Origin of the sequence: Devosia soli (assembly GCF_000970455.1) — a bacterium.
GTDB classification, from domain to species: domain Bacteria; phylum Pseudomonadota; class Alphaproteobacteria; order Rhizobiales; family Devosiaceae; genus Devosia; species Devosia soli.
Genome location: NZ_LAJG01000024.1, coordinates 46,967 through 65,117, shown reverse-complemented (window position 1 = coordinate 65,117; position 18,151 = coordinate 46,967). Strand labels below are relative to the sequence as shown.

General features: G+C 60.6%; 16 protein-coding genes. 11 read left to right on the top strand and 5 right to left on the bottom strand.

Annotated features, from left to right (window positions below):
* Positions 1 to 96 precede the first annotated feature (96 nt).
* The 4 genes from VW35_RS13875 (at position 97) to VW35_RS13860 (ending at position 2,422) form a co-directional block, all read left to right on the top strand.
* Positions 97 to 501 (top strand): PTS sugar transporter subunit IIA, encoded by a 405-nt coding sequence (locus tag VW35_RS13875; RefSeq protein WP_046143673.1) that lies wholly within the window; start codon positions 97 to 99, stop codon positions 499 to 501.
* Positions 501 to 794, top strand: coding sequence for an HPr family phosphocarrier protein (locus VW35_RS13870; RefSeq protein WP_046143672.1), 294 nt, complete (start codon positions 501 to 503; stop codon positions 792 to 794). Before VW35_RS13875 ends, VW35_RS13870 begins: the two co-directional genes overlap by 1 nt.
* Before the next feature lie 112 nt (positions 795 to 906).
* Positions 907 to 1,830 (top strand): VOC family protein, encoded by a 924-nt coding sequence (locus VW35_RS13865; protein ID WP_046143816.1) that lies wholly within the window; start codon positions 907 to 909, stop codon positions 1,828 to 1,830.
* A 46-nt stretch (positions 1,831 to 1,876) separates the two neighbouring features.
* The gene (locus VW35_RS13860; RefSeq protein ID WP_046143671.1) at positions 1,877 to 2,422 is read left to right on the top strand and encodes a DUF924 family protein; all 546 of its coding nucleotides are present in this window, start codon (positions 1,877 to 1,879) and stop codon (positions 2,420 to 2,422) included.
* A gap of 113 nt (positions 2,423 to 2,535) precedes the next feature.
* Here VW35_RS13860 and VW35_RS13855 read toward each other — a convergent pair whose 3' ends face one another.
* Positions 2,536 to 3,777 carry an aminopeptidase gene (locus VW35_RS13855; RefSeq protein ID WP_046143670.1) on the bottom strand — a complete coding sequence of 414 codons (1,242 nt, stop codon included), beginning with the start codon at positions 3,775 to 3,777 and terminating at the stop codon, positions 2,536 to 2,538.
* Between the two features lie 633 nt (positions 3,778 to 4,410).
* Here VW35_RS13855 and VW35_RS13845 point away from each other — a divergent pair.
* Positions 4,411 to 6,207 (top strand): ABC transporter ATP-binding protein, encoded by a 1,797-nt coding sequence (locus VW35_RS13845; protein ID WP_046143668.1) that lies wholly within the window; start codon positions 4,411 to 4,413, stop codon positions 6,205 to 6,207.
* Positions 6,208 to 6,246: 39 nt separating this feature from the next.
* On the opposite strand, the gene VW35_RS20680 is transcribed toward VW35_RS13845, so the two are convergent.
* Both VW35_RS20680 and VW35_RS13835 read right to left on the bottom strand, forming a co-directional pair.
* Positions 6,247 to 6,804 (bottom strand): hypothetical protein, encoded by a 558-nt coding sequence (locus tag VW35_RS20680; protein ID WP_052951737.1) that lies wholly within the window; start codon positions 6,802 to 6,804, stop codon positions 6,247 to 6,249.
* Positions 6,805 to 6,877: 73 nt separating this feature from the next.
* Positions 6,878 to 7,375, bottom strand: coding sequence for a cytochrome b (locus VW35_RS13835; RefSeq protein ID WP_046143666.1), 498 nt, complete (start codon positions 7,373 to 7,375; stop codon positions 6,878 to 6,880).
* Between the two features lie 623 nt (positions 7,376 to 7,998).
* Between VW35_RS13835 and VW35_RS13830 the strand changes: the two genes are divergently transcribed.
* Both VW35_RS13830 and VW35_RS13825 read left to right on the top strand, forming a co-directional pair.
* Positions 7,999 to 8,283: a hypothetical protein gene (locus VW35_RS13830; protein ID WP_046143665.1), complete on the top strand. Its 285-nt coding sequence runs from the start codon at positions 7,999 to 8,001 to the stop codon at positions 8,281 to 8,283.
* 178 nt (positions 8,284 to 8,461) lie between these two features.
* Positions 8,462 to 9,844 carry an ATP-binding protein gene (locus VW35_RS13825; RefSeq protein WP_161796912.1) on the top strand — a complete coding sequence of 461 codons (1,383 nt, stop codon included), beginning with the start codon at positions 8,462 to 8,464 and terminating at the stop codon, positions 9,842 to 9,844.
* A 7-nt stretch (positions 9,845 to 9,851) separates the two neighbouring features.
* On the opposite strand, the gene polA is transcribed toward VW35_RS13825, so the two are convergent.
* Complete coding sequence (gene polA, locus VW35_RS13820) at positions 9,852 to 12,767, bottom strand: DNA polymerase I (RefSeq protein WP_083982795.1); 2,916 nt, start codon at positions 12,765 to 12,767, stop codon at positions 9,852 to 9,854.
* Between the two features lie 149 nt (positions 12,768 to 12,916).
* Between polA and cfa the strand changes: the two genes are divergently transcribed.
* From cfa to VW35_RS13805, 3 genes are all read left to right on the top strand, one after another.
* A complete protein-coding gene (gene cfa, locus VW35_RS13815) occupies positions 12,917 to 14,035 on the top strand; it encodes a cyclopropane fatty acyl phospholipid synthase (RefSeq protein WP_046143664.1) in 1,119 nt (372 codons plus the stop codon).
* A gap of 96 nt (positions 14,036 to 14,131) precedes the next feature.
* Entirely contained in the window at positions 14,132 to 14,701 is a 570-nt protein-coding gene (locus VW35_RS13810) for a TetR/AcrR family transcriptional regulator (RefSeq protein ID WP_046143663.1), read from the top strand.
* On the top strand, positions 14,698 to 15,837 hold the full coding sequence (locus tag VW35_RS13805; protein WP_046143662.1) for a GDSL-type esterase/lipase family protein: 1,140 nt from the start codon (positions 14,698 to 14,700) through the stop codon (positions 15,835 to 15,837). The genes VW35_RS13810 and VW35_RS13805 overlap by 4 nt, the downstream gene beginning before the upstream one ends.
* A gap of 80 nt (positions 15,838 to 15,917) precedes the next feature.
* On the opposite strand, the gene VW35_RS13800 is transcribed toward VW35_RS13805, so the two are convergent.
* Positions 15,918 to 16,496, bottom strand: a complete 579-nt coding sequence (locus VW35_RS13800; RefSeq protein ID WP_342017409.1) for a GcrA family cell cycle regulator — start codon at positions 16,494 to 16,496, stop codon at positions 15,918 to 15,920.
* Positions 16,497 to 16,859: 363 nt separating this feature from the next.
* On the opposite strand from VW35_RS13800, the gene VW35_RS13795 reads away from it, so the two are divergent.
* Complete coding sequence (locus tag VW35_RS13795; RefSeq protein ID WP_046143661.1) at positions 16,860 to 18,059, top strand: aspartate aminotransferase family protein; 1,200 nt, start codon at positions 16,860 to 16,862, stop codon at positions 18,057 to 18,059.
* Positions 18,060 to 18,151 lie beyond the last annotated feature (92 nt).

Below are 18,151 nucleotides of genomic sequence, written 5' to 3'. Positions count from 1 at the left end.
CGCTTGCGCAGAACCGAAGGCGCGGGCAGGGGGCTTATCTGACGGTGACGGTGGCCGCGTCCTGGGAATGACGCATCCAACGTCTGGGGAGAATGCATGATCGGTTTGGTTCTGGTGACGCATGGCGCGCTGGCTGATGAGTTCAAGCTGGCGCTGGAGCATGTTGTCGGGCCCCAGGAACAGTGCGAGACCATCGCTATTGGTCCGGAAGACAATGCCGAAACGCGGCGCGAGGACATCCTGGCTGCCATCGACCGCGCTGACACCGGCGATGGGGTCATCATCCTGACCGACATGTTCGGCGGAACGCCGTCGAACCTCGCCATCTCGGTGATGCAGAACCGGCAGGTCGAGGTGATTGCCGGCGTCAACCTGCCCATGCTGGTCAAGCTCGGGCGCGTGCGCGCCGACATGACGCTCGAAGCAGCGGTGAACCTGGCGCAGGAAGCCGGGCGGAAATATATCACCGTCGCCAATTCCATCCTCGGGGGAGCCTCCTGATGGACGGTGATCGCGCCGTTGCCCAGCAATTGACCATCGTCAATCGCAAGGGACTGCATGCGCGAGCTTCGGCGCGTTTCGTGCGCACGGCCGAGTGTTTCGACGCCAATCTTCAGGTCATCAAGGACGGCCAATCGGTCGCCGGCAATTCCATCATGGGCCTGATGATGCTGGGCGCCGGGCCGGGATCGACCATCCTGGTTCAAGCCACGGGCAAGCAGGCGCGAGAAGCGCTCGAGGCCATTGTCGAGCTCGTCAACAATGGGTTCGACGAGGATAACGAAGGCGTCTGAGCCGCTTGCATTAGTGCCGATTGGTGAACGAAGCCTTCGCCACCGTTTCCATAGAAGTTCTGATCCTCTGGGCCTAGATTATGGCCAGGAGATCAATTTCATGGAGGTCGGAATGATCGACACGTCCGAACAGACACTCGTCAAATCAAAGCCAATCCTGCCGCTGACGACGACGCTTGGCCCCGTCCATATTGCCGTCACCGACCGCGCCAAGGCGCTGGCCATCTGGCAGGACGTGGTCGGGCTCGACCTTATTTCCGAAAGGGGCAATGCGCTTTCGCTCGGCGCCGGCGGCAAGGTCCTGATTGTCCTCGAAACCGGCGCGATCCGTCCGTCCGTGCCGCGCAGCATCGGGCTTTATCACGTTGCCATCCACGTGCCGACGCGCCCTGACCTGGCGCAGATGGCCGTGCGGGCGCTACAGCGAAATGTGCGGATTTCCCCGACTGATCACCTCGTCAGCGAGGCCATCTACCTTTGGGATTTTGACGGCAACGGTATCGAGATCACCTTCGAGACGCCATGGCGCGGTAGCCTTGGCGATCCGGAAAAGGGCGAAACCTATGCCGTCACCGCCGATGGCGAGCCGCATTCCGGGCGCGATCCCATCGACCTCGACGGGCTTCTGGGTGAACTCGGACCTTCGCCTGTGCTGGCGGCCCGCATGCCGGCTGGAACGCGGATCGGGCACGTCCATGTGCACGTCAACGACCTTCATATGGCGATGGATTTTTATCGCGATGTCATCGGTTTTGCCGGGTTCCTCTTGATCAACTCCTTCGGAATGGGCGATGTCGGGCTCGACTACATGCCGCACACCATTGCCTTCAACATCTGGTCGGGTCCCAATGCGGCGCTCCCGCCGGCTGGATCGGCCGGGCTGCGCTGGTTCACTATTCTCTTGCCGGACGCCGGCAGTTTCGATGCCCTGATCGGGCGGCTCGAACAGGCCGGAGCGCCGGTCGAACGTCTCGACGAAGGCGTCGAGACACGCGATCCCTTCGGCAATCGCATTCGCTTGGTGCTGGCAAACTAAAGCGAACTGTGCTGCGTTTTCCCCGAGGCTCAACCGAGGGGAAACCATGCGCAGCGCAGCGGACGTACTGAAATTCTGGTTTGAAGACCACGGGCCGGAAGACTGGTTTGCGGGCAAGCCGGAATTCGACGCGGAGATCGCCGAAACGTTCAGCCAAACCCATGCTCATGTCGCAAAGAGCGAAGCGTGGGAATGGCGGGCGACGCCGAAGGGTCGGCTGGCCGAGATCATCGTGCTCGACCAGTTTTCCCGGCAATTGTTTCGCGGCAAGCCGGAAGCCTTCGCGCAGGACCGGATGGCCCTGGTGCTGGCCCAGGAAATGGTGGGGCAAGGGCTAGACATGCGGTTCGAGCAGCCGCAGCGCGGCTTCATCTACCTGCCCTTCATGCACGCCGAATCTGCAGCCATCCAATCGGCGTCGGTGCGGCTTTACGAGGCGCTGGGCGACGAGGATCAGCTCAAATTCGCCGTTGACCACAAGGCGGTCATCGATCGCTTTGGGCGGTTCCCCTTCCGCAACGCCGCGCTGGGGCGGGTGAGCACCGAGGAAGAGCGGGACTATATGGCTGAGCAAGGCGAGCGGTCGTTTTAGGCCACTGCTCTTTGAGTGCCCGTTATCACCGGACATGCCCCGGTGGTCCATGCGGAGGCGAGTTGGATTGCCCGGACAAGCCGGGCAATGACGACGGGGAGAGCAGGGCGTCCTTAAAACGCCCACTCACCCTTGCGCATGACGGGCTCGACGGTGCCATCGGCATGGACGCCATCGATGTCGATCTTGTCCGAGCCGATCATCCAGTCGATGTGTATGAGGCTCTTGTTGCCGCCCTGAGCAAAGATCTGGTCCTGCGTGAGCTGTTTGCCGCCTTCGAAGCAATCCGCGTAGCACTGGCCCATGGCGATGTGGCACGAGGCGTTTTCATCGTAGAGCGTATTGTAAAAGAGAATGCCCGAGGCCGAGATCGGCGAGGAATGCGGCACGAGGGCTACTTCGCCAAGGCGGCGAGCGCCCTCGTCGGTATCGAGCACCTTGTTAAAGACGTCCTGGCCCTTGGTCGCCTTGAGCTCAACGAGAACGCCGCCCTCAAAGCGCGCCTGGATGTTTTCGATAAGCGAGCCGTTGTGCGAGAGCGGTTTGGTCGCGGCGACGGTGCCTTCGACGTGAAGGCGATGCGGAGTCGTGAACACTTCCTCGGTCGGGATGTTGGGGTTGCAGGTGACCCCATTCTTGGCTTCCGAGGCGCCGCCCTTCCAGCGGTGGCCGTCGGCAAGCCCGATGGTGAGATCGGTGCCGGGTCCGGTGTACTTCAGCGCAGAAAACTTCTTACCGTTGAGCCAGGTCCAGCGGGCCTTGAGATTGGCATTGTGTGCCTTCCAGGCAGCGATCGGATCGTCCTGGTCGACGCGAGATGCCTTGAAGATGGCGTCGGCAAGCTTTGCGACCGCGATCTCTTCGGCGTCGCTCGGGAAGACGAGCTTGGCCCAGGCGGGTGTCGGGTAGGAAACGATGTTCCAGTTGATGTCGAAGCCCGTGATCAGCTCCAGCGCCGGGCGATAAGCCGCCGAATTAGCGCGATTGGCACGGCTGACCTTATCCGGGTCCTGACCGGACAGCATCATCGGGTTGTCGCCTGAGATGGCAAGACGCGCGGCGTTGTTCTTGAAGGCCTCGGCCATGCCGGCATAAAGCCAGCCGGCGGCGCGATCGAAGCTTTTGTCATTGGCATATTTGTAGCGGGCGAGGGTCGCTTCCTCATCCGAATAGATGGTGGTGACCAGGCCCGCGCCGGCCTTGTAGGCATGCTCGGTGATGCGGCGAACGAGCGGTGCAGAAACCATCGGCGCGGTGATGATGAGATCCTGGCCCTCGGCCAGTTGCAGGCCGACCTTGATGGCCACTTCGCCGAGCTTGTCGAGTTTGCTGGGGTCGATTGCGGGAGTGCTCATTCAGGCGTGGCCTTGTTTTTGTTGAATCGGTTGGCGCGAGCCTATCCGGCCAATTGTGGCGGCGCCACCCGACAAAATGGGAAAATCCGTTGATCTCAATCAAGGCTTTGCGCGCCGGGACGAAGGAGAAAGGGCCAGCACTTCAGGAGGCTCTCATGCTCGTTCTTCTCACCGCTGTCTTCGGCATTTTCGGTGCCTTTGCTCTTGCCATGACCTACGCGCAGATTCAGGCGCACGGCATCGTGGCGCCGGGCGCGCGGCGTCCGGAATAGACCACCCGCGCCGGGTGTGGCGCATCTGCACCAGAAGCGGCGTTCTGTCGCATTTAGGCATTGGCAAAGGCGAACGGTTTGGCTATCAACCGTTCGCCGCTTCATTTTTCAGGAACAGGGAGGCGATGCATGCCAGCATTTTCAGTCGCTCTCCCATGGGGCATGGGCCGACCTTAGGCCTTTGTCATCCGCGGCCCGCCTCGGGCGCTGACCCGAGGACACGCCGCCCGCGGTTTCTCTTTCCTTCGCTTTTGCAGAGCTGACCGATCCCTAGGGGTCATTGTCGCCAAAAGTCCGTTCTGCGCCTTTCAAAATTCCTTTTGAGGAGCCGGTTGCCGGAGAACGGGACCGGACTGCCAGAATGAGTCGCAAGAAACTCGATTTTCGTGCCGACGCCTTCAGACAGGTGCTCGGATTTACCTTCCGCCATTGGGCCCACCAACCCAAGCGCATCGCGCTGATCGCCGGGCTCGTGATGATCTCGACGCTGGCCGAAGTGCTGGTGCCGATGTTTTCGGGCCGCATCGTCGACGCCATTTCCGGAGGCGGCAATGATGCGCTCAACGACGCTGTCCGCGCCTTTGCAACGGTTGCAGCGCTGGGACTGACCAGCGTCGTGCTGCGCTTTTTCGTATTCCAGGGCATCATCAAGCTGACGCTGAAAATGATGGCCGAGGTCGTCGATGACGGCTTCCATAAGGTGCAGCGGTTCTCGACGGACTGGCACGCAAACTCGTTTGCCGGATCGACGGTCCGTAAGGTTACGCGCGGCATGTGGGCGCTCGATGCGCTCAACGACATCCTGCTCGTGGCGCTGTTGCCGAGCTTCGTCATGCTCGTCGGCGCCTCGATCCTGCTCGGCTCCTATTGGCCGGTGATGGGGCTGGTCGTGGCCCTGGGGTCGGTCATCTACATTACCTTCACGGTCCTCATGTCGGTGGGCTATGTCGCCCCGGCCGCAAGCCTTGCCAATGCCTGGGATACGCGCCTTGGCGGAGCGCTGGCCGATGCGGTGAGCTGCAACTCGGTCGTAAAAGCCTTTGGCGCCGAGCATCGCGAGGAGGAGCGGCTGCGGCACGTGCTCTCCAAATGGGACACGCGCACGCGGCGGACCTGGAAGCGCGGGACGCTCAACGGCACCATCCAGGGTTTTCTCATGACCCTGATGCAGGCCGGTATTCTTGGCACGGGCCTTTACATGTGGACGCAGGGGCTGGCCTCGGCCGGCGACATCACCTTCGTCCTCGCCATGTTCTTCGTGCTGCAGGGGTATCTGCGCGATGTCGGCATGCACATCAGAAACCTCCAGCGCTCGGTCAACGACATGGAGGAACTGGTGGCTTTAAATAGCATGCCGCTCGGGGTGGAGGATAATTCCGGAGCCAAGCCGATTGCGATCAGGGATGGTGCGATCCGGTTCGATCACGTGACCTTCCGCTACGGCAGCCACGCGACGCCGCTTTATCGCGACTTCTCGGTCGCCATTCAGCCGGGCGAGCGGGTGGGTCTCGTGGGGCATTCGGGGTCGGGCAAGACGACGTTCGTCAAGCTGATCCAGCGGCTCTATGACATCAATGAAGGCGCCATCACCATTGATGGGCAGAATATTGCCGAGTACCAGCAGGCGAGCCTTCGGAGCCAGATCGCCATTGTGCAGCAGGAGCCGATCCTGTTTCACCGGACGCTGGCCGAGAACATCGCCTATGGACGGCCCGATGCAAATAGGGCCGAGATCATCGAGGCGGCCACCCAGGCCAACGCGCATGATTTCATCATGTCGCTGCCCAAGCAGTATGAGACGCTGGTGGGCGAGCGGGGCGTAAAACTTTCGGGTGGCGAGCGGCAGCGTGTCGCCATTGCCCGGGCTTTCCTTGCCGATGCGCCGGTGCTGATCCTTGATGAAGCGACCTCGAGCCTTGATAGCGAGAGCGAAGTGATGATCCAGGAGGCGATGGAGCGGCTGATGGTGGGGCGCACGACCCTCGTCATCGCGCACCGTCTCTCGACGGTCCGGGCGCTCGATCGGTTGTTGGTCTTCGACAAGGGCAAAATTGTCGAGGAGGGCAATCACGAGGCGCTGATCCGGCTTCAGGGCGGGATCTATCGCCGGCTCTTCGAGCGACAGGCGCTCGAACTGACCAAGGGCCTCGTGGCCTAGCGACCCAAAAGACCCGCGGAGCGATCCGCGGGTTTTTCTTTAGCTGAGCTCGTGGACCGAAATGCCGGCGAGCGGATCGCGGTGGACGTTGAGGCGCTTGTAATAAGCGCCACCGGGTTTGCGGCGCGGGTCCTGCGGATCGATCAATTCAATGCGGCGGCGATCGGGGCCGAAATAATGGCCGGTCTGGACATAGAGAATGTCCTGGCGCAGCTGCTGGGTGAGCTTGCGGTGCATGTCGGCCAGTGGATCGCCGAGGAACAGCACCTCGTCGAACCCCATCTGCACGAGCGGCACGATCTGGTGACGCGGGCCCTTCGGCACGACGCAGACGATCGGCGCAAAGCGGCGCAGATTGTTTTCGGACGTGCGGAGGCCACGCAAGACCCTCTGCTTGGTGGCATCGGGCAAGAGGCTATGGACGATGCAGAAGATCAGCCGCTCGCGTGGGATATCCACGTCCGGCGTATAGGCAGCGACGGCGCCGAAGCCGAGCCGTCTTGCCAGATCGCCAAGCGCCGCGGTTTCGACGGCGCCCGGCGCAAATGTAACTGCCAAGCAGGCAGAAAGTATAGTCTTGGTATCGCCTTCTACCATACTCTTCCCCCAAAGAGCGCGGTTATACTGAGGCGAGGCTATACCGATACTTTTATAAACTTGCGTTAATGGTTTAGCTTTCGGGCTTGAGCATGCGCATCAGGACGCCGCTGCGCAGCACGAATTGCTGCACGAGGGCGCCGGCGATGTGGAGGATGACGACGGCGATCAGCGCAAGGCGAAGGAGTCCGCCATGGGCGTCGGCGGCGGGTTCAACGCCGCCGAACCAGGCGACGAGCCCGGAAATCGGCAGGGCAAAGAGCAGCACATAGATCAGGCCATGCGTGACATTGGCGAGAACGCCGAGCGCGGCCGGCTGGCCCTCGGGATGGGGCGGGGCGCCGCGAGTAAGGCGGATGACGACGCGGATGGCGGCCAGGATCAGCACAAGGACGCCGGCGATGATGTGGGGCACGGGATTGCCGGCACCGCCTGTTCCATCCATGCGCGCATCGAACGCCATTTCCATGCCTTCATGGAAAAGCAGCTGAAAGAGGATCAGGGCGACGACGGCCCAATGGATGATGACCTGGGCGCGGGAATAGCCCGCTCTTTCGGTGGTGGCTGACATAGGCGACGCTTCCCTCAGGGCTCTGCCGCACGGTGCGGCGGGATGGATCAAAAGTGTGCCGCACGTCTTCCGGTTGCAAGTGAACAATTGGACAGGCGAAAGCCCCGGCCAGCCTTGCGGCTTCCGGTTGATGAGCGGACCCCGGAGCGGCAATCGCCTCGGATGAGATTTTGTGGTGAAGCGACAGCCGCTCCGGAGGCCGGGTTTTAGGACAGAATCCACAGCGCCCAGTTGATCGCTCGTCGCAGGGCGGCCGACTCCAGAACTCGTGGGAAGGCGACCTCCCACGCCCGGCTCCCCCCGCCACTGATCGCCTGCAGGCCGCTCGCGCGGGGTGGATGGGAGGAGAATAGAGGAGGTTTTAGCGACGGGGATAAGCGGGATAAGGGGGATAGTCTCGTGGCCCACAACACCCCCTCCCAACCTCCCCCTAAAGGGGGCGGAGTTGGGCCGGTGGTTTTGGCACGAGACAGCCCTCAGACGCGATGCGACCCCTCCCCCGCGAGGGGGAGGATGGGTGGGGGCGTCTCAGACCCCTTAACCCTTCATTCACCATAAACCCAGGCCGCTGGAGCCCGGGCGGCGAGAACGCATTGTATTTAAATCAAATACGAGGCAGCCCCATGGCTTATTCCGATCCGATGCCCGACGCCTATGTCGCCGAATTTTTGGACTTAGCGCGCTCGGCCAATGTCACCTTCGATATCACCGAAGACCGCCTGCATATGCGGATGGTCAGGCCCAACTGGTCCATGTGGGCGCCGATCCGGCATCTGCTCGACGAGATCGGGCATGAGCGGATCGAAGCGTTCGTGCGCCGGGAAGCGGCTGCGCGGCAGGCGGTGGAGGGGTGGAATGAGATGAGTGTGGAGCGGCTGAATGCGGCGGCGGAGGTAATGCGGGGATAGGAAGCCCCCACCTAGCCTTCCCTCCAGCAAGGGGACCGATCGAGTGTGCTTTCGGTACGGTCGATTCGCCTCTCCAACATGAAGTCTAACGAGGTATTCGCACTGGCCAGCCTGTGTGACGAACTATTTCACAAATAATGGGAATCGGTGCGCAATATAACATCGAGCTTTGGTGGGGGTGGATTTGCTATTCGGGACAACAAAAATTTCGTCAAGCGAAGTCGCGGGTATCCTCGCAAAGGCTGAGAGCCATTTCTTTGATTTTAAGGACAAGCGAAGCATTCCAAAGGTGGAAAAGTCCGCTTCAGCGTTCGCAAATGCAGACGGGGGCGAGCTGTATGTCGGCATTGGAGATGCAAAAGAGAAAGATCGACTGTCTCATCTGTTCAAGAACGAGGAAGACGCAAATGGATGCGTTACGCAAATATTTTCGTTATTTAACGCGGGACCTGAATTCGTTACGTGCCACTTTTACGAAATGGCAGGTCGCGGCCTCGCTATACTCTTCACCATCCATAAAACGCCCTTTGTAGTCCGAACCTCTGCAAATCGAACTTTTCGAAGACAGAATGCGCAAGACAGAGAGTTGACGTCTGCGCAAGAGCTAACCCGCCTTGAGTTGGAGAAGGGGGTGCATAGCTATGAAGACGCAAAAGTTGAGGCTACGCCGGACGAGCTGAAAACGGCAGAAACAATGCGACTTTTTCTTGAAAACGTCACCCCTCATAGCGATCTGGACGACTTTCTTAAGCGGGAAAGACTTACGGTCGATGGTAAACTGAAGGCCTGCGCTTTAGTTTTGTATGATGATAACCCTCAATCACTCATGCCTCAGGCCGCAGCAAAAGTGTACCGGTATAAGACTTTGAATTTGGAGGGTGAAAGGGAGGATCTTGAGGGGCAGCCAGAGACCATAGAAGGTCCAGCTTACGAAGTAATCAAGAAGACTGTTGCAAGAACAAAGCAGATAGTCGAATCTATTCCAATATTGAGTTCTTCTGGATTGGTTAGTGTCAAATATCCGGAGGATGCAATCCATGAAGTAATTTGCAACGCAGTCCTGCATCGAGATTATAGCCTAAACGATTATGTTCATGTTCGGGTATTTGACAACCGAATTGAAGTGGAAAGCCCTGGAAAACTTGCTGGGCCTGTGACTGTCAAAAACATTCTTAAGCAACGTTTTGCCAGAAACAAAAAGATAGTTAGGCTTATATCTAAGTTTCCGTCCCCGCCCAATAAAGACGTTGGGGAGGGTTTAAATACTACCTTCAAGTCTATGCAGGAGTTAAATCTTGGAAGGCCAGAAATTGTTGAGACTGATTCGTCTGTAATAGTCCGTTTGAAGCACGAGCCTTTGGCTTCAAAAGAAGAGCTTATTATAGATTACCTCAAACAGAACGGAGTAATCAGCAATACTAAGGCCCGTGCTGTTTGTAATGTTCAATCAGATAGCGTTATCCGTAAGATTTTCCGCACAATGATAGCGGCAGGAGAGCTAGAGAAGGTTCCTGAGACCCGTGGTACGGGTACCAAGTACCGGCTGCCAGTTTCCAACTAGGAACAAGCTAATGCGCCTCATCCCAATTCTTCGCCGCATGCGCATCGACCTGGATCGGCACGGTTAGCCTCACCGCCGGCTCCGCCGCGTTCTCCATGACTCTCTTAATCACCGGGATCGCCTGATCCTCCGTGCCCTCGGGCACTTCAAAGATCAGTTCGTCGTGGACCTGCAGCAGCATGTCGGCGTCGATTTTGGCCTTCTTCAGTTCCGGCTCCATGCGGATCATGGCGCGGCGGATGATGTCGGCGGCAGAGCCCTGGATGGGGGCGTTGATGCTGGCGCGTTCGACAAAACTGCGTTCGCTGGGATTGCCGGAATTGGCGTTGGGGAACTGGATTTTGCGGCCAAAGATGGTGGTGACATAGCCGTCGGCTTTCACCTTCACCTTCTGCTCGTCCATATAGTCGCGAATGCCCGGGAAGCGTTCGAAATAGGTTTTGATGTAGTCGCCGGCTTCGCCGCGGGCGATGCCGAGCTGGTTGGCAAGGCCAAAGGCGGAAATGCCGTAGATGATGCCAAAATTGATGGCCTTGGCGCGGCGGCGGACTTCGCTCGGCATGCCCTCGACGGGCACGTTGAACATTTCCGAGGCCGTCATGGCGTGAATGTCGAGGCCTTCTTCAAAGGCGTCCTTGAGGGCCTGGATATCGGCGATATGGGCGAGGACGCGCAGCTCGATCTGGGAATAATCGGCCGAGATCAGCACCTTTCCGGGCGCAGCGACGAAGGCGGTGCGGATTTTGCGGCCATCGGCGGTGCGGACGGGAATGTTTTGCAGGTTCGGATCGTTGGAGGAGAGGCGCCCGGTCAGGACCGAGGCCTGCGAATAGGATGTGTGCACGCGGCCGGTGCGCGGGTTCATATAGGTGGGGAGGGCATCGGTATAGGTGCCCTTGAGTTTGGTGAGCTGGCGCCAATCGACGATGGTGCGGGCAAGCGGCACACCCTTGAGGGCAAGGTCTTCGAGCACATCGGCGCCGGTCGACCAGGCGCCGGTCTTGGTCTTGGTGCCGCCCTCAATGCCCATCTTGTCAAAGAGAATTTCACCGAGCTGCTTGGGTGAGCCCAGATTAAAACTCTGGCCGGCGAGCTCATAGGCTTCCGCCTCGAAGGCGGCGGCGCGCTGGGAGAAATCGCCGGAGAGACGGGCGAGGATCTGCCGATCGACGGTGATCCCCCGCGCTTCCATGCGCGCGAGCACCGGAGCGAGCGGGCGCTCGAGGGTTTCGTAGAGCGTCGTCGCGTTTTCGGCGGCAAGGCGCGGTTTTAAAACATGCCAGAGGCGCAGGGTGACGTCGGCGTCTTCGGCGGCATAGCGGGCGGCGGCCGCGATATCGAGCTGGTCGAAGGTTTTCTGGGATTTTCCGGTGCCGGCGAGTTCGGAAAAGGTGATGGTCTTGTGGCCAAGCCAATGGTCGGCGAGGACATCCATGCCATTATAACGCGGGCCATCGAGCGCATAGGAGATGAGCATGGTGTCGTCGATCGGCGCCAGGTTGATGCCGTAGCGCCAAAAGATTTCCATGTCGTATTTGATGTTTTGCCCGATTTTGAGGATCGAGGGCGCTTCGATGACGGGTTTCAGGGCGTCGAGCACATCGCGGATCGGAAGCTGGCCCTCGACGAGACCGCCACCGGCAAGGAGATCGCCGGGGAGAACGTGGCCGACCGGGACATAGCAGCCTTCCCCGATCTGAGTGGAGAGACAAATGCCGACGAGATCGGCCTGCTGCGGATCGAGCCCGGTGGTTTCGGTGTCGATGGAAACGCGGCCAACATCCCAGATTTTCTGGACCCAGGCGGCAAGGCGCTCGGGCGTGTTGACGATCTCATAGGCGTCATAATCGACGGGAATGGCTTTGATGCGCGCATGCTCTTCGGCGGCGAATTTCGCAGGGCCGGAGCCGGGCACGGTCTGCGCCGCGAGCTTGGCCTTGGCGACCGAAAGCGAGGTGGATTTGAGCGAAGCCGGGGCATCGGCGCCGCCGGCGCGCAGATCGGGATCCGCCTCGAAATCATCGGGATTGGCTTCGAGAAGGCCTGCGAGACGCTTGGTGATGGTGGCAAATTCCATCGCCTTGAGGAAGGGAAAGAGCGTTCCGGGCGAAATCGGCTGGCGCACGAGGCCGTCGAGGTCGATCTCGACCGGCACGGACTGTTCGAGCGTTACGAGCTTTTTGGATATGCGCGCGAGTTCGGCGTTGGCGATGAGCTTTTCGCGGCGGGCGTTCTGCTTGATCTCGGTGGCGCGTTCGAGCAGGGTTTCGAGATTGCCATAGGTATTGATGAGTTCGGCCGCCGTCTTGACGCCGATGCCGGGAACGCCGGGGACATTGTCGACAGCGTCGCCGCAAAGCGCCTGCACGTCGATGACCTTGTCGGGGGTGACGCCGAACTTGGTAAAAACTTCGTCGGGACCGATCCAGCGGAGCGGCGGCTGGCCGGGGCGGGGAATGGTGTCGAGGAGGCGAATGGAGCCATCGGGTTCGACGAGCTGCATCAGGTCCTTGTCGGAGGAGGCGATGGTCACTTTCCAGCCGCGCGCCTTTGCCTGGCAGGCATAGGTCGCCATGATGTCGTCGGCCTCCCAGCCCTCCATCTCGATGGCGGGGATGGAAAACGCGCGGGTGGCCGAGCGGGTCAGCGGGAATTGCGGGACCAGTTCTTCGGGCGCCGGCGGGCGATGGGCCTTGTATTCGGAATAGATATTGTCGCGGAAGGTTTTCGCCGAATGGTCGAAGATGACGGCCATGTGGGTGGGCGGCTCGTCGATATCCATGTCCTGCGTGAGCTTGAACAGCATGTTGCAGAACCCCTGCACGCAGCCGACCGGCAAGCCGTCGGACTTGCGATTGAGCGGGGGCAGGGCGTGGAAGGCGCGGAAGATATAGCCCGAGCCATCGACGAGCAGCAGATGCATGTGACGATTCCCTTCTGTCAGCGGCGGCGACTTTAAAGGCTCGGGAACAAAGAGGGTACCCGGAATTTGCGAGCGATCGCGCAAGGGCTTGATCGTCAATCAACGATGGATGTAGCCTCTATGGATTGCCGCCACCTTCCGGTGTTGCCATGTCCAGTTCTGCCAAGCACTTCGTCACCGGTCGGCTGCGTGCCGCGGGCATCGAGATCAACGGCGCCGAGCCATGGGCGCCGCAGGTTCATGATGAACGCTTGTGGGCGCGTCTGCTACGCGACGGCACGCTGGGGCTGGGCGAAAGCTACATGGATGGCTGGTGGGATGCCGAGGCGCTCGACGAGCTTTTGTTCCGCCTCGTCAGCAGCAATGTCCAGGACGCTTTCCCCAAGGATTTGGCCGTCATGTGGAGCCTGGCCAAGGGGCGCCTCCTCAATCTCCAGCGCCTGCGGGTGAGCGAAGTCGGAGAAAAGCATTACGACATCGGCAACGATCTATATGCCGCCATGCTCGATAGCCGCATGATCTATTCCTGCGGCTACTGGCAGGACGCGGCCGATCTCGAAGCGGCCCAGGAGGCTAAGCTCGATCTCATCTGCCGAAAGCTTGGCCTCGCGCCCGGCATGCATATCCTCGATATCGGCTCGGGCTGGGGCGGGTTGCTCAAATTCGCAGCAGAGCGATATGGCGTCTCCGGGCTCGGCGTCACGGTCAGCAAGGAACAGGCGGCGCTCGCCAATGAACGCAGCCGCGGACTTCCCGTTGAAACCAAGCTCCTCGATTATCAGGCACTCGATGGACAGTTCGACCGGATCGTCTCGGTCGGCATGTTCGAGCATGTGGGTTACAAGAACTATCGCGCCTATTTCGAAAAAGCCGCGCAATTGCTCAAGCCCAATGGGCTTTTCCTGCTCCACACCATCGGCGGCAATCTGTCGACGACCCATGGCGATCCCTGGAGCGAAAAATACATTTTTCCAAACGGCATGCTCCCCTCGATCGCCCAGATCGGCAGGGGCATTGAAGGGCTGTTCGTCATGGAGGACTGGCACAATTTCGGCGCCGATTACGATCGCACGCTGCTCGCCTGGCGCGACAATTTCGATGCCGCCTGGCCGGCGCTGAAGGGCGAAAAATACGACGAGCGCTTTCAGAGAATGTGGCGCTACTACCTGTCGAGCTTCGCCGCCTTGTTCCGCGCCCGCAGGATAAACCTCTGGCAGGTGATCCTTTCGCCCAGGGGCGTCGCTGGCGGCTATCGCAGCATTCGCTGAAGGGAAATTGCCCGCACAGACGTGATCGGTTGCAGCTTGCCACATCATAAAAACTAATGATATTAGGCAAAAAACTAATGTTGTTAGGGATTGATAATGCCACGCGTGGGACTGTCGCGGGAAAAGCTGATCGAGGCCGGCGCGAGCCTTGCCGATCGCGAGGGGTTTGCCGCCGTCACGCTGGCCGCGCTCGCCCGGCAATTCGAGGTAAAGCTCGCCAGTCTATATGCCCATGTCCGCAATTCGGAGGATCTGAAAACCGGGATCGCGCTTCTGGCGCTCGATAGTCTCGCCGACCGGGCGGACGCAGCAGTTAGCGGGCGTGCGGGAAAAGAGGCTGTCGCGGCGCTGGCAGAGGTGCATCGGCGTTTTGCGGCGGACCATCCGGGGCTTTTCGAGGCGACGCGGTTTCCCTTGAACGCCGAGCAGGCGGCAGGCAGCGGCGGCATGCGGCTGGCGCGGGCCATGCGGGCGGCATTGCGCGGCTATGGGCTTAGCGAAGCCGACGAGGTGCATGCCGTGCGGCTGCTGGGATCATTTTTCCTTGGGTTCTCGCTCCTCGAACTGGGCGGGAACTTTGCCCACAGCCAGCCGGCGCCGGACCTTTCCTTCACGCGCGGCCTCGAGGCACTCGATGCGACGCTCAAGACTTGGGTGAAATCATGAAGACGTTTACCATGACCGAGGCGCTGATCCTTGGCGCCGCCGAACTAGAGCGGACGGACATCGGGATGCAGCCGCACCGGCTGCCAGCGGCGGCGCGTCGGCAGAATGAGGATCCGAGTTTGGCGATGGCCGAGAAGCAGCCATCAGGGGTACGGCTGAAGTTCAGGACGGCGGCGACGGCGATCGAACTCGATGTGCTGCCGACCAAGCGCATCTATACCGGTCTGCCCGCCCGGCCCGACGGGGTTTTCGACCTCCGCATCGATGGCGTCCTTACCCAGCAAAAGAGTGCGCTGGGTGGACGGGTGATGCGCATCGGCATGGCGCCGCCTTCGTTTGCGCTGGAGCCGGGTGCGGCGCAGACGTTGCGCTTCGACAATCTTCCGGCGCGGGACAAGCTGGTCGAAATCTGGCTGCCGCATGACGAGATGGTTGAGCTTGTGTCGCTACGAGCCGACGCGGCTGTGGCGCCGGTCGCGCCGCAAAAAGTCTGGTTGCACCATGGCAGTTCGATCAGCCAGGGCTCCAATGCCACTTCCCCGACCGGCATCTGGCCGGCAGTGGCGGCGACACTGGGCGGAGTCGATCTCATCAATATGGGGTTCGGCGGCAATGCGATGCTCGATCCATTCACGGCGCGCGCGATGCGCGACACGCCTGCGGACCTCATCAGCGTCAAGTTCGGCATCAATATCGTCAACGGCGACTTGATGCGCATGCGCGCCTTTGGCCCGGCCCTGCACGGTTTTCTCGATACGATCCGCGAGGGGCATAAGCAGACCCCGCTCTTCGTGGTGTCGCCGATCTATTGTCCGATCCATGAGACGACGCCGGGGCCGGCCCAGTTCGACGTGGCAGCGCTGGCTGAAGGACGCGCTTCTTTCCTTGCCGAAGGCAACCCCGAGGACGTGACGAAGGGCAAGCTGACGCTGACGACGATCCGGGAAAAGATGGCGGCAGTGGTAAAGCTGCGGGCAGAGGAGGACAGGAACCTCCACTTCATCGATGGACTGACGCTTTATGGCGCCGAGGACAATCGGCGCCTGCCTCTGCCAGACCAGTTGCATCCGGATGGTGCGACGCATGCGTTGATAGGCAAGAGGTTTGCAGAACGGGTGTTTGCCGAAGGGCACTGACATCGGGTGTGCGGCTCGCTCCGGCCCAGCCAACAAAAAGGGCGCCATCGGCGCCCTTCATAATTCCAGAAATAAAAAACTCAGCGCTTTTTCTTGTCGAGCTGGTGGTAGGCCCGGCGGGAGTGGAATTCGCAATATGGGCCGGTCTCGAGGCTGTGCTGGCCGCAGAAATAGAAGTCTTTCGAGAGCGGGTCGCCGATCGGCCACTTGCAGGTGTGCTCGTTGAGCTGCAGCAGCGAGAGGCGCTTATCCTCGGGGATGAAGAGTTCCTGCGTTGCCGGGGCAACATAGGGACTTGTTTCAAACTCTGGCGTGATGGCAAGGGCTGTAGCGCCCATCACCTGCGGGCGTGGCATGGTGGGGCGGGGCTTGGCCGCAGAGGCCATGCCACCCATGCTCGACGAAGCCGAGACGGTGCCTGGCCCGGCAGGACGGCGTGGGGCCTGGCGCGGCGCGGGGCGGGCGCGCGGGGTCGTGTTGGCGGGCTTGGCGCGGGCAGACAATTTGAGGCGATGGACCTTGCCGATCACCGCATTGCGGGTGACGCCTTCACCGAGTTCGCCGGCGATCTGGCTCGCACTCAGCCCTTCCATCCATAGCTTCTTGAGAAGCTCGACGCGTTCGTCGGTCCAGCCTATGGGTTGCGCTCCGGTAACCATCGTCAAGTTAGAATCCTTCTCTGTGCCGCCAAAGTGGCATGGCAGCCATATGACTCTACAGCTCGTATGCTGATCGGGTCCGCCACACGAGATATCGTGTTTCCCTACGGCCCTGAGACTACGCTATCGGGGGAATCGGGATCAAGAGTCGGGGGCATTTTTCCCCCGAAGATCATTGGTTAATTTTGCGCTAACAATCATTGAGTCAAATCAGGCACTTGAAGGCGAGAGCGTTGACTTGGCGGGTAAAAAACGCCTATTTCTTCACAACAAACGCGCTGCCAGAGGGGCGCGTTTTTCGCTTGTGTGGCAGGTTTGCCACGCTTCCAGCCTCGTTCAGCTAGCCCGAAAGGTGAGCCTTCCATGTCTGCGCTCTATGGCACCTACGCCCGTTCCGAACTCTCCTTCGAGCGCGGCGAAGGCATGCGCCTTTTTGACCAGCATGGGCGAGAATATCTCGATTTCCACTCGGGCGTGGCGGTGAATGCGCTGGGTCATGGCGACCCGCATCTGGTGACGGCGCTCAAGGCGGCCGCCGATAAGGTCTGGCACACGGCCAATACCTTTACCATTCCCGAGCAGGAACGGCTTGGCCAGCGGCTTGTCGAAGCCACCTTTGCGGATGCCGTGTTCTTCACCAATTCCGGCGCCGAAGCGCTCGAATGCGCGATCAAGACCGCGCGGCACTATTTCTGGGCCAAGGGCCAGGAAAATCGCTTCGAGATCATCGCCTTCACCGGCTCCTTCCATGGCCGGACGCTCGGCACGATCGCAGCCGGCGGCAACCCGGATTATCTGCAGGGTTTCGGCCCTGCCGCGCCTGGCTTCAAGCATGCCAAGCCCGGCGATCTCGAGAGCGTCAAGGCGCTGATCACGCCCGAGACCTGCGCCATTCTCATCGAGCCCGTGCAGGGCGAGGGCGGGGTAACCGCCATGTCGAGCGAGTTCATGCAAGGGCTCCGCGCCCTTTGCGACGAACACGACATGCTGCTCATTCTGGACGAAGTGCAGTGCGGCTTTGGCCGCACCGGGCGTTTCTTTGCCTATGAGTGGAGCGGGATCACGCCCGATATCGTGGCGGTCGCCAAGGCCATTGGCGGCGGCTTTCCGCTTGGCGCCTGCCTTGCAAAGGGCGAGGTTGCAGCCTCTATGGTCCCGGGTACGCACGGCTCTACCTATGGCGGCAATCCGCTGGCAACTGCCGTTGGCAATGCCGTGCTCGACCGCATCCTCGCGCCCGGCTTCTTGAACCGCGTCAATGAAATGGGCCAGCGCCTGACCTGGCACCTCCAGCAACTGGCGCAGAAATATCCGGACCACATTCTCGAATTGCGCGGCAAGGGTCTGCTTACCGGCATCAAGATAGCGACCCCTGTCCGCGACATGGTCACGCGGCTCCGCGATGATCATCAGCTTCTGGCGATGAGCGCCGGCGACAACGTGCTGCGTCTCCTGCCGCCGCTGATCGTCACGGAAGCCGATATCGAAGAAGCCATCGCCAAGATTTCGGCCGCCTTTGAGGCGATCGACGCCGAAGCGGCAACGCCGGCAGCTGCGAGCTAGAAGGCGATGCTGACGTTTTATCATTTCGGGCGCCGCCGAAGCGGCTTGTTCCCTCCGCCCCGCTGAGCGCGCAGCGGCCTGAAGCTTAATTC

Excerpts from the sequence above, each read along its gene's own strand:
- VW35_RS13810 (WP_046143663.1), top strand. The coding sequence starts at position 14,132 with ATGCCACGCGTGGGACTGTCGCGGGAAAAGCTGATCGAGGCCGGCGCG.
- VW35_RS13865 (WP_046143816.1), top strand. The coding sequence starts at position 907 with ATGATCGACACGTCCGAACAGACACTCGTCAAATCAAAGCCAATCCTG.
- VW35_RS20680 (WP_052951737.1), bottom strand. The coding sequence starts at position 6,804 with ATGGTAGAAGGCGATACCAAGACTATACTTTCTGCCTGCTTGGCAGTT.
- VW35_RS13795 (WP_046143661.1), top strand. The coding sequence starts at position 16,860 with ATGTCTGCGCTCTATGGCACCTACGCCCGTTCCGAACTCTCCTTCGAG.
- VW35_RS13805 (WP_046143662.1), top strand. The coding sequence starts at position 14,698 with ATGAAGACGTTTACCATGACCGAGGCGCTGATCCTTGGCGCCGCCGAA.
- VW35_RS13835 (WP_046143666.1), bottom strand. The coding sequence starts at position 7,375 with ATGTCAGCCACCACCGAAAGAGCGGGCTATTCCCGCGCCCAGGTCATC.
- VW35_RS13860 (WP_046143671.1), top strand. The coding sequence starts at position 1,877 with ATGCGCAGCGCAGCGGACGTACTGAAATTCTGGTTTGAAGACCACGGG.
- VW35_RS13845 (WP_046143668.1), top strand. The coding sequence starts at position 4,411 with ATGAGTCGCAAGAAACTCGATTTTCGTGCCGACGCCTTCAGACAGGTG.
- cfa (WP_046143664.1), top strand. The coding sequence starts at position 12,917 with ATGTCCAGTTCTGCCAAGCACTTCGTCACCGGTCGGCTGCGTGCCGCG.
- VW35_RS13870 (WP_046143672.1), top strand. The coding sequence starts at position 501 with ATGGACGGTGATCGCGCCGTTGCCCAGCAATTGACCATCGTCAATCGC.
- polA (WP_083982795.1), bottom strand. The coding sequence starts at position 12,767 with ATGCATCTGCTGCTCGTCGATGGCTCGGGCTATATCTTCCGCGCCTTC.
- VW35_RS13855 (WP_046143670.1), bottom strand. The coding sequence starts at position 3,777 with ATGAGCACTCCCGCAATCGACCCCAGCAAACTCGACAAGCTCGGCGAA.
- VW35_RS13830 (WP_046143665.1), top strand. The coding sequence starts at position 7,999 with ATGGCTTATTCCGATCCGATGCCCGACGCCTATGTCGCCGAATTTTTG.
- VW35_RS13875 (WP_046143673.1), top strand. The coding sequence starts at position 97 with ATGATCGGTTTGGTTCTGGTGACGCATGGCGCGCTGGCTGATGAGTTC.
- VW35_RS13800 (WP_342017409.1), bottom strand. The coding sequence starts at position 16,496 with ATGGTTACCGGAGCGCAACCCATAGGCTGGACCGACGAACGCGTCGAG.